General features: G+C 66.4%; 11 protein-coding genes, 1 tRNA gene and 1 pseudogene. 8 read left to right on the forward strand and 5 right to left on the reverse strand.

What is annotated here, in order from left to right:
• Nucleotides 1-3 precede the first annotated feature (3 nt).
• The 3 genes from NNX38_RS05820 to NNX38_RS05830 all read left to right on the forward strand — a co-directional run bounded on the left by NNX38_RS05820 (nucleotide 4) and on the right by NNX38_RS05830 (nucleotide 3834).
• The gene (locus tag NNX38_RS05820) at nucleotides 4-3009 is read left to right on the forward strand and encodes a UPF0182 family protein (protein ID WP_370646373.1); all 3006 of its coding nucleotides are present in this window, start codon (nucleotides 4-6) and stop codon (nucleotides 3007-3009) included.
• Nucleotides 3010-3138: 129 nt separating this feature from the next.
• A tRNA-Met gene (locus NNX38_RS05825) sits at nucleotides 3139-3212 on the forward strand.
• Between the two features lie 82 nt (nucleotides 3213-3294).
• Nucleotides 3295-3834 carry a DUF6328 family protein gene (locus tag NNX38_RS05830; protein ID WP_255797146.1) on the forward strand — a complete coding sequence of 180 codons (540 nt, stop codon included), beginning with the start codon at nucleotides 3295-3297 and terminating at the stop codon, nucleotides 3832-3834.
• Nucleotides 3835-3872: 38 nt separating this feature from the next.
• Here NNX38_RS05830 and NNX38_RS05835 read toward each other — a convergent pair whose 3' ends face one another.
• Nucleotides 3873-4610, reverse strand: a complete 738-nt coding sequence (locus NNX38_RS05835) for a PspA/IM30 family protein (protein ID WP_255797147.1) — start codon at nucleotides 4608-4610, stop codon at nucleotides 3873-3875.
• Nucleotides 4611-4712: 102 nt separating this feature from the next.
• Complete coding sequence (locus NNX38_RS05840; protein WP_255797148.1) at nucleotides 4713-6830, reverse strand: TPM domain-containing protein; 2118 nt, start codon at nucleotides 6828-6830, stop codon at nucleotides 4713-4715.
• Between the two features lie 331 nt (nucleotides 6831-7161).
• On the opposite strand from NNX38_RS05840, the gene NNX38_RS05845 reads away from it, so the two are divergent.
• The 4 genes from NNX38_RS05845 to NNX38_RS05860 all read left to right on the forward strand — a co-directional run bounded on the left by NNX38_RS05845 (nucleotide 7162) and on the right by NNX38_RS05860 (nucleotide 11451).
• Nucleotides 7162-8619 (forward strand): S1C family serine protease, encoded by a 1458-nt coding sequence (locus NNX38_RS05845; protein WP_255797149.1) that lies wholly within the window; start codon nucleotides 7162-7164, stop codon nucleotides 8617-8619.
• A gap of 260 nt (nucleotides 8620-8879) precedes the next feature.
• Nucleotides 8880-9695: an electron transfer flavoprotein subunit beta gene (locus tag NNX38_RS05850; protein WP_370646376.1), complete on the forward strand. Its 816-nt coding sequence runs from the start codon at nucleotides 8880-8882 to the stop codon at nucleotides 9693-9695.
• A 63-nt stretch (nucleotides 9696-9758) separates the two neighbouring features.
• Nucleotides 9759-10706: an electron transfer flavoprotein subunit alpha/FixB family protein gene (locus NNX38_RS05855; protein WP_255797151.1), complete on the forward strand. Its 948-nt coding sequence runs from the start codon at nucleotides 9759-9761 to the stop codon at nucleotides 10704-10706.
• 1 nt (nucleotide 10707) lies between these two features.
• Entirely contained in the window at nucleotides 10708-11451 is a 744-nt protein-coding gene (locus NNX38_RS05860) for a PIG-L deacetylase family protein (RefSeq protein WP_255797152.1), read from the forward strand.
• A gap of 52 nt (nucleotides 11452-11503) precedes the next feature.
• On the opposite strand, the gene NNX38_RS05865 is transcribed toward NNX38_RS05860, so the two are convergent.
• Genes NNX38_RS05865 through NNX38_RS05875 form a run of 3 tightly spaced genes read right to left on the reverse strand, consistent with a single transcriptional unit; the run spans nucleotide 11504 to nucleotide 13815 of the window.
• Entirely contained in the window at nucleotides 11504-12304 is an 801-nt protein-coding gene (locus NNX38_RS05865; RefSeq protein WP_255797153.1) for a class I SAM-dependent methyltransferase, read from the reverse strand.
• A 15-nt stretch (nucleotides 12305-12319) separates the two neighbouring features.
• On the reverse strand, nucleotides 12320-12787 hold the full coding sequence (locus NNX38_RS05870) for a tRNA (cytidine(34)-2'-O)-methyltransferase (RefSeq protein ID WP_227918382.1): 468 nt from the start codon (nucleotides 12785-12787) through the stop codon (nucleotides 12320-12322).
• Nucleotides 12788-12828: 41 nt separating this feature from the next.
• Nucleotides 12829-13815 (reverse strand): J domain-containing protein, encoded by a 987-nt coding sequence (locus NNX38_RS05875; protein ID WP_255797154.1) that lies wholly within the window; start codon nucleotides 13813-13815, stop codon nucleotides 12829-12831.
• Nucleotides 13816-14062: 247 nt separating this feature from the next.
• Between NNX38_RS05875 and NNX38_RS16895 the strand changes: the two are divergent.
• A pseudogene (locus tag NNX38_RS16895) lies at nucleotides 14063-14662 on the forward strand (epoxide hydrolase family protein); the annotation flags it as partial.
• Nucleotides 14663-14778: the final 116 nt, after the last annotated feature.

Consider the following 14778-nt stretch of genomic DNA (forward strand, 5'->3'; position numbering starts at 1 on the left):
ACTGTGACTTCCGGACCAAACGGCCCATTTTCCCGACCCGGCACGGCCACGGCCGTCGGCAGGCGACGGCGGCGCAGCCCGCTGATCGCAACGCTGATCGTAGTTGCCGTCCTGGTCATTGGATTTGTGTACTTCTCCCAGGTTTACGCAAATGTCCTCTGGTACAACCAGCTGGGGTATCTGGAAGTCTTCGTCAAGGAGAACCTGACCCGTATCTCCATGTTCCTGGCGGCCTTCCTCGTCATGGCAGCCGGCGTGTACACCAGTATCCGGGTGGCTTACACCTCGCGGCCGATCTATGCGCCGGACAGTGCACTCCAGGACAACCTCAACCGGTACCAGGCCCAGCTTGAGCCCATCCGCAAGCTGCTGATGATCGGTATCCCGATCGTCGTCGGCGGCTTCGCCGGCACGGCTGCCATGTCTATGTGGCAGCAGGCCCTGCTTTTCTTCAACCGGCGCGATTTCGGACAGACAGATCCGCAGTTCAACATGGACTACAGCTTCTATCTGAACACGCTGCCCTTCATCGGGTTCCTGGTGGGCTTCCTGATCAGCGTTGTCGTCATTGCCGGTATCGCCGGCCTGATGACCCACTACCTTTACGGCGGCATCCGGCTGGAGGAGAAGGGCGTGTTCGTCAGCCGCCCGGCCCGCCTGCACCTGGCCATCATCGCCGCAGCCTTCCTCATCCTGCAGGGCATCAACTTCTGGCTCGACCGCTACGACACCCTGCTGAGCACCTCGGGAACCTGGACCGGCGCCCTCTACACCGACGTTGAGGCGGTCATCCCGACCAAGGCCATCCTGGCCGTTGCCTCGGTGATCGTGGCCGTCCTGTTTATCCTCTCCGCCGTCATCGGCCGCTGGCGCCTCCCGATTATCGGTACCGCAATGCTGATCATCACGGCCATCGTGGCCGGCGGCGTCTACCCCTGGATTGTCCAGCGGTACCAGGTGCAGCCTTCGGAACTGAGCCTTGAACGCGAATACATCCAGCGCAACATCGACCTCACGCGGGAGGCGTACGGCCTGAGCGACACCGAGGTCATCCCGTACGACGCCACCGTGAACGCCAACGCCGGAGCCCTTGCACAGGACGCCGGCACCACCGCCAACATCCGGCTCCTGGACCCGAATGTCGTCTCCGACGCGTTCGGCCAGCTGCAGCAGTTCCGCCAGTACTACCAGTTCCCGCAGACCCTGAACGTGGACCGTTACGAGATCGACGGCGAAGTCCAGGACACGGTCATCGCCGTCCGCGAGCTGAACGTCGGGGGCGTGCCCGCAGGGTGGGTCAACGAACACATCCTCTACACCCACGGCTACGGCGTGGTCGCAGCACGCGGATCCACAGTGGGGCCGGACGGCAAGCCGAGCTTCATGGAGTCCGGCATTCCCTCGACCGGTGTGCTCACCGACGGCGGGGACTACGAGCCGCGGATCTACTTCGGCGAGAACTCTCCGCAGTACTCAGTGGTCGGCGCGCCGGAGGGCACCCCGCCGGTGGAAATCGACCGCCCGCAGACAGGCAATTCGGAAGAGGAATCGCAGACCACCTTCAGCGGCGAGGGCGGGCCGAGTGTCGGGAACTTCTTCAACCAGCTGGTCTACGCGATCAAGTTCCAGTCCACCGAGCTGCTTCTCGCGGACGCGATCAATGAGGAGTCCCAGATCCTGTATGACCGCGACCCCCGCGAGCGGGTGGAAAAGGTTGCGCCGTACCTGACGGTGGACAGCAACGCGTACCCCGCCGTCATCGACGGCCGGGTGAAGTGGATCGTGGACGGCTACACCACGAGCAAGTACTTCCCCTACTCCACGCAGCAGGAGCTGCAGGATGCAACCACGGACTCGTTGACGCCCGGTGCTGCGGCGCTGCCGCAGGAACAGGTGAACTACATCCGCAATGCGGTGAAGGCCACCGTTGATGCCTACGACGGTTCCGTGGAGCTGTACGCCTGGGACGACGAGGATCCGCTGCTGAAGTCCTGGCAGAGCGTCTTCCCCTCCACCCTGAAAAAGTACAGCGACATGTCCGCTGACCTGATGGCGCACGTGCGCTACCCGGAAGACCAGTTCAAGGTCCAGCGTGAGCTGCTCGGCAAGTACCACGTCACCGATCCGGATTCCTTCTACAAGAACGACGACGCCTGGAGCGTTCCCGCCGATCCCACGGGCGGCAACGGCAGCGTTAAGCAGCCTCCGTACTACCTGTCGCTGCAGATGCCGGGACAGGATGAGGCGACCTTCTCGCTGACGACGCCGTTCATTCCGTTCGTGAGCGAAGGCGGCGACCCCCGCAACGTGCTTTACGGTTTCCTCTCCGCGGAGGCCGACGCCGGCACCGGGGAAGCGGGAATCAGGAGCGAGGACTACGGCAAGCTTCGGCTGCTTGCCCTGCCCACGGACACGGCTGTTCCCGGCCCGGGCCAGGCGCAGAACACCTTCAACTCCGATCCCACCGTCTCGAACGCCTTGAACCTCCTGCGCCAGGGCGCCTCGGAAGTCATCAACGGCAACCTGCTGACCCTGCCGGTAGGTGACGGCATCCTGTACGTGCAGCCCGTGTACGTCCAGTCCTCGGGTGAAGCCTCGTATCCGACGCTGCAGCGGGTGCTGGTGAACTTCGGCGAGAAGGTGGGCTTCGCACCCACCCTGGAAGAGGCCTTGGACCAGATCTTCGGCGGAGACTCCGGAGCCTCTACAGGAGATGCCGGCAACGTCGGTGCTACGCCTCCGGCAGCGGAAGGCGGCGGAGACGAGACCGCCCAGTCCGAACTGGCTACGGCGCTTTCCGACGCCGGGCAGGCCATCCAGGACGGCCAGACGGCCCTTGGCCGCGGCGATTTCGCCGCCTACGGCGAGGCCCAGACCCGGCTGCAGGACGCCATATCCCGGGCAACTGCCGCCCAGGAACGGATGGAGGGTGCTGCCGGCGGCGACGCCGCAGAGGCGCCTGCGGACGGCGCCACCGCTCCTGCGGAAGACGGAGACGGCGGCAACTAGCGGACGGCGGCGGGGCACGTAGGGTGCGCCGCCGCCGGCGCGCCGGCCCGCCCCCCGGTCCTGCAGCTATGGACCGGCGGGGTCCGGTTTGCACCACGGTGCTGCGGCGGGTAGAGTTAGATATCACGCCGCGGGGTGGAGCAGTTCGGTAGCTCGCTGGGCTCATAACCCAGAGGTCGCAAGTTCAAATCTTGCCCCCGCAACAAAAAGAAAGTCCTTCGAGGATCCGCAAGGAACCTCGGGGACTTTTGTTTTGCCCGTCAACGGACCCACTAAACTGCCCCCATGGGCGATACTCCAGCGGAACGTGACCCGGACCGCGGTGAGACCCCGCTGCAGAAGCAGGACCGGAACTGGACGGACCTGCTGCAGGAGCTGCGGGTGCTCCAGACCGGGATCCAGATCCTGACCGGCTTCCTGCTGACGCTGCCGTTCCAGCAGCGCTTCACCGAACTGAACCCGGTGCAGGTGGGCATCTACCTGTCCCTGGTGGTGCTTTCGGTGCTCGTCACCGCGCTGCTGCTGTCAACGGTCGTGCTGCACCGCACGTTCTTCCAGCGGCGGATCAAAGGGAACCTGGTGGACAGCGCGGACCTGCTGCTGCGCTTAACCCTGGTCCTGGTGGGCCTGATCCTGGTCGGGACCATCGGCCTCGTGTTCGACCTCGTGCTTTCCGGTTCAGCCGGCGCCATAGCCGCCGTCTCGGTGGCGGTGGTGGTGGCGCTGCTGTGGCTGCTTCTGCCTCTTGCGCTGAGGCGGCAGGCCCTGCGGCAGCGCAAAGCCCGGCGGGTCCGCACCGGACGCACGAAGGGCGGGCACCGGTAGCGGCACCCGCCCTTCGGCAGTACTGGAAGCAGCTGCGGCTAGTCCTCGATGGCAGACTGCTTTGTACCGGAAGACTTCAGGGCCGCCAGCCGGGCTTCGACCTCGGTCTGCTCGCCGAGATCCTCAAGGGACTCGAACTGTGCATCGAGGCTGGAGGAAGCCAGCTCGTTGGCGCCGCGGACACGGGCTTCTTCGCGGCGGATCTTTTCCTCGAAGCGGCCCACCTCGGAGGTCGAGTCCATGACATCGATGCTCTTCATGGCGTCATGCATCTGCGTCTGCGCGGAGGCGTTGCGGGCGCGGGCAATCAATTCGTCGCGCTTGCTGGTGAGCTGGTCCAGCTTGCCCTTCATCTGGTTCAGGCCGGTCTTGAGGCGTTCAACGATCTCTTCCTGGGAAGCAATGGTCGGCTGGGCGCCCTTGGCTTCGTTTTCGGAGGCGATCTGGCGCTGAAGGGCTACCTTGGCAAGGTTGTCGAACTTTTCGGCGTCGGCGGTGTTCCCGGCCGCACGGAACTCATCGGCCTTGCGGGAAGCCGCCAGCGCCTTGTTGCCCCAGTTCTGGGCGTTCTGGATGTCCTCGTTGTAATCGTCCTGGAGCATCCGGAGGTTACCGATGGTCTGCGCGACAGCGCTCTCGGCCTCAGCGATGTTGTTGCTGTAATCCCGAACCATCTGGTCGAGCATCTTCTGCGGGTCCTCGGCCTGGTCGAGGATGGCATTGATGTTGGCCTTGGCCAATTGAGTGATACGTCCGAAAATCGACTGCTTAACCACGGTGTCTGCCTTTCAATCTGCTGTGTTCGGAAAAATCCCGCCTCCGCCATGGAGCGTTACGGGTACATCTTGGTGTACTTTTGCGTCTTTGGCCCGTGTTGGCTAGAAGTTTCCGCCGGATGAGCCGAACCCGCCGCCGCCGCCGAACCCGCCGCCGCCGCCGAACCCGCCGCCTCCACCGAAGCCGCCGAACCCGCCGCCGCCCCAGCCGCCGCCGTGCGAGCCGCCGCGCAGGATGGAATCGATGAGGATACCTCCGAGGATGGCCCCGCCCAGGCCGTTGCCGCCGCCGCCGCCGATTCCGCCGCCGAAGCCGCCGCCTCCGTACCCCCCGCCGAAACCGTCAACGTCCTGCTGCGCCATTTCCGCTGCCTGTGCCGCCAGGGCATTGGCCTGCTGGGCGTAGGCGAGGGCGCTCACCGGATCTGCGGACTGCATGGCAACGGCCTGCTGCAGATTGCGCTCAGCCTCGGCCAGGCGGGTCCGGGCCTCACTGCCGACGCCGCCGCGGCGCGCCCGGATATAGTCCGAGGTGCCGGAAATCTGCGCCTGCGCGGCCATGATGGCGTGCTGCAGGGAATCCCGGGCCCGCCTCTCCTGCTCCTGGCGGTCCCGGATGCCTTCCAGTGCGGCGTCGAGTTGGCTGTTGGCCGTTTCCAGCCGGCGCAGCAGGTCCACCGGGTCAATGGGGCCGGCCTGCGTGGCCTGGTTCACGGCATCCAGGGCGGCACGGACGCCCGCTGCCGGACCGGCGAGACCGGGAGCGGTTCCGCCTGCGGCGATAGCGCCGGCCTGGGCCAGGTCCTGGTTGGCATCGGCGACTGCGCGCTGGAGCTCCTGCCGTGCGGCGTCGAGTTCCTGGCTCCGCTTGTCGATCGCGTCCAGCAGGACGTCGGCCTGGTGGACGGACTCTTCGGCCGCCCGGACGGAAACCACTGCCGAAGAAGTATCCCCTTCGGCCAGCTTTTCATTCGCCGTCGCTGCGGCATTGGACACGAACGCCAGGCGTTCATGGGCCTGATCGATGTTGTCGCTGATCTGGCTGAGCGCCGAGGCAGCATAGCGGGAGCGCAGTGAATCCAGGGTTGCCGCCGAGGCGCTGAGCCGCGAGGCGGCCTGATCGGCGGCTGTCTGTGCCGCGGCCAGGGCGGCCGGGGCGTTCTTCTCCAGTTCCCGGAGGGAATCGAACTCTTCCTTGTGTGCCTGCAGCGACTCGTTCACTGCCTCGCACCGGCGGATGATTTCCTTCAGCCAGGTCCGTTGCTGCTGCTCGGTGTCCGGTATGTGGTCATCGAGCTGCTGCTGCAGCTTGAAGGACTCGCCCATGTGGGCGCGTGCTGCGGCCAGGTCCTCGGAGAAGGTCGTGACCGCACCCTCGCCGTAGGCGGCCATGGCAAATCCGAGTTCCTGCTCGCTGGACTTGATCGCATCGTCGGCTGCCACGAGCAGGCTGCCGGCGCGCTTGCGCAGGTCCGGCACGCTCATGGTGTCCAGCGGATCCACCGGTGCAGCGGGCCCCTGCTGCTGTACGGGCGCCGCGGCGACGGACTTGCGGCGGCGGCTGCGGATCAGCAGCGCGGTACCCAGTCCACCGGCGACGACGACGCCGCCAACCAGGAGGGGTGCCACGTCGGCTCCGCCGGATTCTTCCGCGGCGGCAACTTCTCCGTCTCCGCCGCGGGCGATGTCTTCCAAGGACTCCGCAGCGTTCACGGCACTGTTGGCCCACTGCGCGGAGGAAATGTCCTGGGAGCCCAGCAGGGGGTCGGTCGCGGCAGCGAGGATCGCGTTGCGGCGCGTCTGGGTCAGGACGCTCTGGTCGCCGGTGGAGACCTGAATCTTGCGTTCTTCGGTGGCGATGCTCAGGAGTGCTTCCTTAGCGCCCATGCCCTTGCCCTGCACCACCTGCTCTGACCAGGCGGCGGGGTCTGCGGGGCTGGTAAAGGAATCCACGTAAACCACGTAGAGGGTGTACCCGGTGTTCCGCTGTACCTCCGAAATCGCTTCCTCCACCTCGGAGGCATCACTGCCCAGCACATCGGCGGGGTCCACAATGTACTCGCCCGGCGGTATCCGCACGGGGGATTCCACCGGAACCTGGACCACCGATCCGGTGGCCGCCTGGACGGGGCCCGCGGGCCCGGCAAAGGCAGCGGCGGGGACCAGGACCGTAACTGCACTCAGGCCTAGTACGGCCGCCAACCTGTTCCGTGACCGCATACAACGTCCTTTGGTTTTCGTCTCGCTCGGTTCCAGCTGCCGTAAGGGGCAGCTCATGCGGCCCCGGACCTTGGTACCGATTCTAGGGGCCGCCCTATGCCGCGTCCACCGGGACCGGAGCGGGAGAGCCGGCTGCGCAACCTGGGAACGTCCGCCTGACCTGCACTTTTACCCTGTCTTTCGAGTAGCCTGCCAGTAAGACGGCGTCCGGGTTCTTCACAGCGGATGTCCAGCAATCGTCCCCGTACATCCCAGCTGACGCTGCCATAGTGGAAAAAAAGAACGTTGTGGCTACACCATGGGTAAAGCGAACTTTGAAAGGACAACCCACATGACTGACCAATACGGCGGTCCCGAGGGCACCGAACGCCCGTTGCCTCCCCGGCCACCGGCGCCGCCGTCGTATTCGGGGACCGCTTCGGGGGCAACACAGGGGAACCCGCAGACCGAACCCCTGACCAACACCGTCCCTCCGCAGGGACAGCCGGGCGAAGGAAACGGACCGGCCGGCTACGGATCGTACGGGTCCGCGGGCTCGGGCACCGCTTTCCACGCACCGGCCGGAACTGCGCCGGCCCGCGAACCCCGGGCAAAGAAGTTCGGGGCGGGAACGCTCGTGGCGGGCATGCTGCTTGCGGGTCTGTTCGGCGGCGGGGTGGCCGTCGGCGCCAACACTCTCCTGGAAGACAGCAACACTGCCGGCCAGGCCAGCCAGCCGCAGACAGTCGTGGTGAACGACAAAGACAACGTCAACTCGGTCACGGCGGCGGCAGTGAAGGCCTCACCAAGTGTGGTCACCATTGAAGTTGCCGCCTCCGGCAGCACGGGCACCGGTTCCGGGATCATCCTGGACGATGACGGCCACATCCTGACCAACACCCACGTGGTGACCCTCGGAGGCACTGCCGCCGACCCCGTCGTCGAAGTCCAGACGGCGGACGGACGGGTCCTGACCGCGACCATCGTCGGGACGGACCCCCTGTCCGACCTCGCGGTCATCAAGGTGGATGCCCCGAACCTGACACCTGCTGCCCTGGGCGATTCCGGGAACCTGAATGTCGGGGATACCGTGATTGCCATCGGCGCCCCGCTCGGCCTGTCCGGGACAGTGACTGACGGTATTGTCTCCACCCTCAACCGCACCATCAGCGTCCAGTCCTCGGCCGCGCCGGAGGAGTCGGAGAGCTCAGACGAACCCGAAGACAACGGTTTCGGTTTCCGGTTCGCTCCGCCGGACGGATCGTCGCAGGACCAGAGCACCGCGGAGAGCTCAATCTTCCTCAACGTGGTGCAGACCGACGCCGCCATCAACCACGGCAACTCCGGCGGCGCGCTGGTCAACACCGACGGCGAAGTCATCGGCGTGAACGTCGCGATTGCCTCGGCTGCCTCCGGTGCCGCAGGCGAGGACAGCGGCAACATCGGTGTCGGGTTCGCCGTTCCCATCACCTACGCCGAGCGGGTAGCGGAAGAGATCATCGACAACGGGTCCGCGACCCACGGCTACCTGGGCGTCTCGGTGACGCCGGCAACCGCGTCCGATTCGTCGTCGACCTTCACTGTGGGTGCCGAGGTCGCTGAAGTGGTAGCCGGGTCGCCGGGCGAAAAAGCCGGCCTGCGCAAGGGCGATGTGGTCACGTCCGTCAACGGCATCCCGGTTACGGATGCCCAGTCGCTGACTGCAGCCATCCGGATGCAGCCCGCCGGCGGCAAGGCCACCATTGACTTCACGCGCGACGGCAAAACGGACAGCGTTGACGTCACCCTCGGGGATTCGGCTAAGCAGTAACGCCGCCTGCCAAGGCTGCGTAGTTCGAGCAGGCAACGAAGGGCCGCGCCGGGAGCATCCCGACGCGGCCCTTCCGTTTGCGCTGGTCTTCCGTTTGCACGGGCCTTGCATTTGCACCGACGCGAAAGCCCGGCCAGTGTGTGATTAGCTTTAAACGCGCCGCTTCGAGGGCGGCGCGCGTCGGCGGGAGGATCTCCAGGCCGCCGGGAAACGATTTTCCTACCGGAAAGGCCGGAATGCAGGAGTCAGCCACTCATCCGCTGAACATTGTTGTCTTGGTAAAGCATGTCCCCGACGCACAGTTTGACCGGCACCTCACCGGCCCCGGGCATACCTTGAACCGTGCTGAAAGCATCCTCTCCGAGCTGGACGAGTACGCCCTTGAGGCGGCACTGCAGCTGGCTGAGGCCCGCGGCGGGGAGAGCGCCGGGAACCGGGTGACCGCCCTGGCCATGGGCCCGGCGGCAGCAGTGAACGCGGTGAAGAAGTCCCTGCAGATCGGCGCCTACGCGGGCGTGCACCTGGCCGATGACGCCCTGGCCGGTTCCGATGCAGCCGGGACCTCCCTGGCCCTTGCCGCTGCGGTACGCGCTATCGCTGAATCCCAGGGGCCGGTGGACCTGGTCATCACGGGCATGGCCTCCACGGACGGTGAAACCTCGCTGGTTCCCGCCCAGCTCGCCGAAAGGCTGCAGCTGGCACAGGTGACCTTTGCTTCCGAACTCGACGTAGTGGACGTCGACGGCGCCCCGGTCGTGAAAGCGCGCCGCGACGGTGATTCCTTCACCGAAACCGTTGAGGCGCCGCTGCCGGCCCTGGTATCGGTCACCGACCAGGCCAACAGCCCGCGCTATCCGAACTTCAAGGGCATCATGGCTGCGAAAAAGAAACCCGTTACGGTGCTGACACTCGCCGAGATCGGAGTGGACCCGGCGCAGGTAGGGCATGACGGCGCCTGGACTGCCGTAGCCGCCTCCGCTCCGCGGCCGCCGCGCTCGCAGGGAACCATCATCACCGACGACGGCACCGCCGGCGTGCAGCTGGTGGACTACCTCGCCGCGCAGAAACTGATCTAAGACTTCTCCTGCTTGAAACCGGCGCTGCGCAGGCGCCGCCGCCTACGTCCTAAGGAGCGCACCATGGCGTCCGTCCTGGTTTTTCTCGATGTCCCAGCCCTGCCGCTGCCGCGGGCTGCCCGCGAACTGCTGACCCTTGCCGGCACGGTAGGTGAGCCCGCAGTAGCTGCCGCCCACCGCGTGGATCCGGCCATGCTCGACGCGCTTGCCTCGCACGGCGCCGTGAAGGTCTACGAGCCGGCGGGGGAACTGGACACCGTCCTGGTGGCCGCCAAGGCCGCCTTCCTGGCCGACGCTGCGAAGACCGAACAGCCCGCCGCGATCCTGCTGGGCAACTCCTTCGAGGACCGCGAAATTGCCGCCCGCGCCGGAATCAAGCTCGGCTCCGGCGTCATCACTGACGCCGTTGCAGTGGCGCCGGACCTCGCCGTCACCAAGTCGGTGCTCGCCGGGTCCTACACCTCGACCTGCCGGGTACGCACCGGCACGCCCATCATCACCGTCAAGGCCAACAGCGTCGAGCCGGCACCCGCCGATCCGTCCGCCGCTGCTCCGCAGCGGGTCGAGGTTCCCCTCTCGGAAACCGGTCCTGCCGCGCGGGTCACGGGCCGCTCCGGGAAACGTGTGAGCGGACGTCCCGAACTGGCCGAGGCACGGGTGATCGTTGCCGGCGGACGCGGCATGGACGGGAACTTCGGCCCCGTGGAGGAACTGGCGGACCTCCTCGGCGGAGCGGTGGGCGCTTCGCGTGCGGCCACGGACGCGGGCTGGATCGAACATTCCGCCCAGGTGGGGCAGACCGGCAAGACTGTCTCCCCGCAGCTGTACATTTCCGCCGGCATTTCCGGCGCCATCCAGCAGAAGGCCGGTATGCAGACCGCCAAGGTGATCGTCGCGGTCAACAAGGACGCCGACGCACCGGTGTTCGAGATCGCGGACTTCGGCATTGTCGGCGATGTGTTCTCCGTGCTGCCCCAGGCGGCAGAAGAGATCCGGAAGCGCAGGGCCTGAGATGTTCCCGACGTCGGCTCCCGGCCGGGTCCTGGCTTTCGCAGCCCATCCGGACGACATCGACTTCGGTGCCGCCGGCACCCTGGCCCGCTGGGCCCGCGAGGGCACGGAAATCACTTACTGCATCATGACGTCCGGTGACGCGGGCGGCTTCGACCCTACGGACCGCTCCGGCGTCAGCGCCCTGCGGAGCGGGGAACAGCGGGAAGCCGCCCGGCAGGTGGGAGTGCTGGACGTTGTGTTCCTGGGGGAGCGGGACGGCTACCTGGAGGTTAACCACTCGGTGATCGCGCGCGTGGTGGAGCAGATCCGTCGCGTGCGTCCCGACGTCGTGCTGTCCATGCACCCCGAGCGGAACTGGGACCGCCTCCAGGCGAGCCATCCCGACCATCTGGCCTGCGGCGAAATAGTCACCCGGGCTGTTTACCCGGCCGCCGAGAATCCCTTTGCCTATCCGGAACTCGCGGAGCAGGGGCTGGAAGCGTACAAGGTGCCGTGGCTGTTGTTTTACGGTGCGCCGCGTGAGCGGGAGAACACCGCCGTGGACGTTAGCTCCACGGTAGACGTCAAACTGGCCGCCATCCGGGTCCATGCGAGCCAGCATCCGGACATTGAGGGCATGGACGCCTCGGTCCGCCGGTTCCTGCAGGACAACGCCCGCCGGCACGGCCTGCCGGAGGGCGTCAGCGCGGAAACCTTCCACGCCGTAGGCGTGAATACCCCGGAGACCATCGCCGGGTTCTAGCTGCCGCAGCTACTGCCGGCTATCCTGCCGGCGCGTCCCTGCCGGCGGCCGGTTACGGGCGGACAGCCGTGGCGATCAGGGTGTCGGTATTCAGTGCGAAGTCGTCGCCGAGTTCGGCCAGGAACGCGGTCCGGACCCGGTCCACGGCTGCCGGGTCCTCGGGCAGCAGCATCCGGTAACCGCCGCCGAGCACCAGCGACCAGGCGAGGGACGGACTGAGCTGCACCTGCCCCGGTGTGGGGGCCACCGTGATATCGGTCAGGCCGAGCGACTCGAGCCAGGACGTGAGCTGCTCCGGTGTCTGAAGCCGCTGCGCGTTCTCGGCCCCCGACTGGGGAAGGGCCTCCAAATCGGGCCGTTCCTGCAGGCAGGCTTTCCACAGCAGTTCCCTGAAGGGTTCCCAGGATCCTTCGGCCCACGTGCTGAGGGCGAAACGCCCTCCACTGCGAAGCAACGACACAAGGTGGGCGGCGCCGGCGTCCATATCCGGAAGGAAGAACAGGGAGTAGGCGCAGACCACCGCGTCGTATGGTGCATCAGCCTGCCATGACGTGAGGTCGGCCTGTGCAAGGTGGACATTATTGAGTGCGAGGGTGTCTGCCTTGGCCTGCGTCAGGGCCAGCATCTCTGCGCTGAGGTCCACTCCGTCGACGACGCCGCCGGGACCGGCGAACTGTGCGGCCGGGATCGTGGTGGCACCGGTGCCGCAGCCTGCGTCCAGGACCCGGTCGCCGAGCGTAATGTCCGCTGCGGCTACGAGTGCATTTCCCATGGGGTTCCAGAGCGACGGCGCGAGCCGCTCGAAGTCGGCGGCGCCGTCGTCGAACGCGTTGCCGATGTGGAGTTCAGGCATGGGAAGTGTCCTTCGCTAGAGCTGGGCACCGGCGAAACCGTGCTGGCGCCAGGCTTCGTAAACGGCTATGGAGGCTGAATTTGCAAGGTTCAGGGAGCGCAGGGTGGGCAGCATGGGCAGCCGCACCCGGGCGGTGACATGCGGGTCTTTCTTCACCTCGTCCGAAAGCCCGACCGACTCGCGGCCAAACATCAGGACGTCTCCGGCACGATACTCGATATCCGTGTAGGAAGTGTCACCGTCCGAGGTGAAGGCATATACGCGTTCGGGTTTCAGGGCTTCCCAGGCGTCCTGCAGGCTTGCATGGACATGCAGGACGGCAAGGTCGTGGTAATCCAGGCCGGCGCGACGCAGCTTGGAATCCTCGAGGCTGAAGCCGAGGGGCTCAACCAGGTGGAGTTCGGCCCCCGTGATGGCGGCAAGGCGAATTGCATTTCCGGTATTGCCGGGGATTTCAGGGGAATGGAAAAGGATACGGAACACGACTCCATCCTATGCCCGGCGCCGGAGCCCAAACGCATCGCTCAACGGGTGGACGCGTCGATCAACGGCGCCAGCACCGGCAGCTGGACTGTGTTCGGTTGCGGGCCTTCGGCAAAGAACCGACGCAGTTCCCGCAGCAGGCCGCCGGGGTTGGCGACATGCAGGGTCGCAGGCGCTGAGCGGCTCAGCCTCGGCGGGTAATCGACGATGGGCTCGAAGGGGTTGCCGTTAGGGCTGTGGAGGACGAGCCAGCCCGTGGCGTTGTACTCCGGAAAGCGGGACTGGAGAGTTCGCACCGCATCGGCCAGCCGCAGGGTGGACACTTCCCGGCCGCGGTGCAGCAGATGCTGTCCGTCCCACCGGTAGTTGCCGGGCGAGGCCATCAGCGAACCCAGGACCGCCATTCGGTAACCGCCCAGCAGCACGTGGCTGACATCGAGGTTGCCGCCGCGCGGTCCTGTGTCCGGAATGTGGAGACCGTTGACCAGGCGCGCGGCCGGGTAGTCCTCCAGCAATTCGCGTTCCAGCAGGTGGATGGTCCGGTTCTCGGCCTCGAAGCGTCCCGCGGCGTTGGAACCGATCCGAGCGAAGAAACCAGGACGGCGCGGTGCGCCGTGGACCTGCTGTCCGGCCAGGGCCAGGGGGATGAGGGGAGGATTCTTCGGGGAGAAGTCCGGAACAAACAACGGCGGCCGGTCCAGGTCTGCTGCAGTCCGTTCCGGGGCGGACCGGGTTCCTGCGGCACGGCTGGCCGGGTTTCCGGAGCCGGAGCCGGAGCCGGAGCCGGAGTTGGTGCTGCCTGCGCCTGCGCCCGTGTCCTGGCCGAATCGGCGATCGTATGCGGCCTTTCGCCGCGGATCGGAAAGCACCCGGTAAGCTTCCGTGACCCGGTGGAAGCTCTCGCTCGTGCCGCCCTGGTCCGGATGGGAGTTCCGGGCTGCCTTCCGGTAGGCGGCCTTGATTTCAGCCGCCGATGCCGTGCGGGCCAGGCCTAAGACCTCATAGAGCGTCGGGTCTGACGGGCTCAAAATGGTTCCTCTCGGGCAGGCTGGTCGCTGCGTGAGGCAAGTCTACCGGTGGTTCCGGCACTGCGACCCGGCACGGGAGGGCCCCGGGGGAGACATTTTCCGCGGAAGGGCAGAGGAGGACAGTGTGTGTCCTGCGCGCTGCGTATCGTCGGCGTGCATCGGGGATCCGACCCCGGCATACCCCTCACGGAGGAACGCCATGAATGACCAGATCTAGCCCTTCAGCATTCCGATCGACCCGGCAGCGGTGGACCGGCTTAAGGACAGGCTCCGGGGAACGCGGTTTGCGCCCGCGCTTCCGGGGGAAGAATGGGCAACGGGTGTCCCGGCCGGCTACCTCGAACGCGTGGTCACGTACTGGGCGGACGAATACGACTGGGTGTTCCACGCAACAACCTTGAATGATCTGCCGCAGTTCACCACTGTCATCGACGGCCAGCAGATCCACTTCCTCCACATCCGCTCGAAGGTTGAGGGTGCCTTGCCGCTCCTGCTCACCCACGGCTGGCCCGGTTCCTTCGTCGAGTTCCTCGATCTGATCGGCCCGCTCACCGACCCGGCCGCGTACGGCCGAGGCACTGTAGACGCTTTCGACCTGGTGATCCCCTCACTCCCGGGGTTTGGGTTCTCGACCCCGGTGGCCCAGGCAGGTTGGGACACAGCGCGCATCGGCCGCGCCTGGGCAACTCTCATGAGCCGGCTGGGTTACGACCGCTACGGGGCACACGGGGGAGATATCGGCGCGGCGGTTTCGCCCGACGTCGCGCGCGCCGCTCCGGGTAACGTGGCGGGTGTCCATGTCAACGGGTCGATGGGCATGCCGCTGCAGACACCCACCAGCGATGACCTCGCCGCATTTACCCCGCTGGAGCTTGATCGGCTAAGCCGCGTGCAGCGTTTTATGCAGGAGGAATACGGGTACATCGCGATCCAATCGACGAGGCCGCAGACGATAGCCGCAGG

Origin of the sequence: Arthrobacter sp. zg-Y238, assembly GCF_024385525.1 — a bacterium.
Taxonomy (GTDB): domain Bacteria; phylum Actinomycetota; class Actinomycetes; order Actinomycetales; family Micrococcaceae; genus Arthrobacter_B; species Arthrobacter_B jinronghuae.

Bases quoted from the DNA above. Each gene is read 5' to 3' on its own strand.
- NNX38_RS05830 (WP_255797146.1), top strand. From the start codon at position 3,295: ATGGGCGATACTCCAGCGGAACGTGACCCGGACCGCGGTGAGACCCCG.
- NNX38_RS05840 (WP_255797148.1), bottom strand. From the start codon at position 6,830: ATGCGGTCACGGAACAGGTTGGCGGCCGTACTAGGCCTGAGTGCAGTT.
- NNX38_RS05845 (WP_255797149.1), top strand. From the start codon at position 7,162: ATGACTGACCAATACGGCGGTCCCGAGGGCACCGAACGCCCGTTGCCT.
- NNX38_RS05855 (WP_255797151.1), top strand. From the start codon at position 9,759: ATGGCGTCCGTCCTGGTTTTTCTCGATGTCCCAGCCCTGCCGCTGCCG.
- NNX38_RS05860 (WP_255797152.1), top strand. From the start codon at position 10,708: ATGTTCCCGACGTCGGCTCCCGGCCGGGTCCTGGCTTTCGCAGCCCAT.
- NNX38_RS05865 (WP_255797153.1), bottom strand. From the start codon at position 12,304: ATGCCTGAACTCCACATCGGCAACGCGTTCGACGACGGCGCCGCCGAC.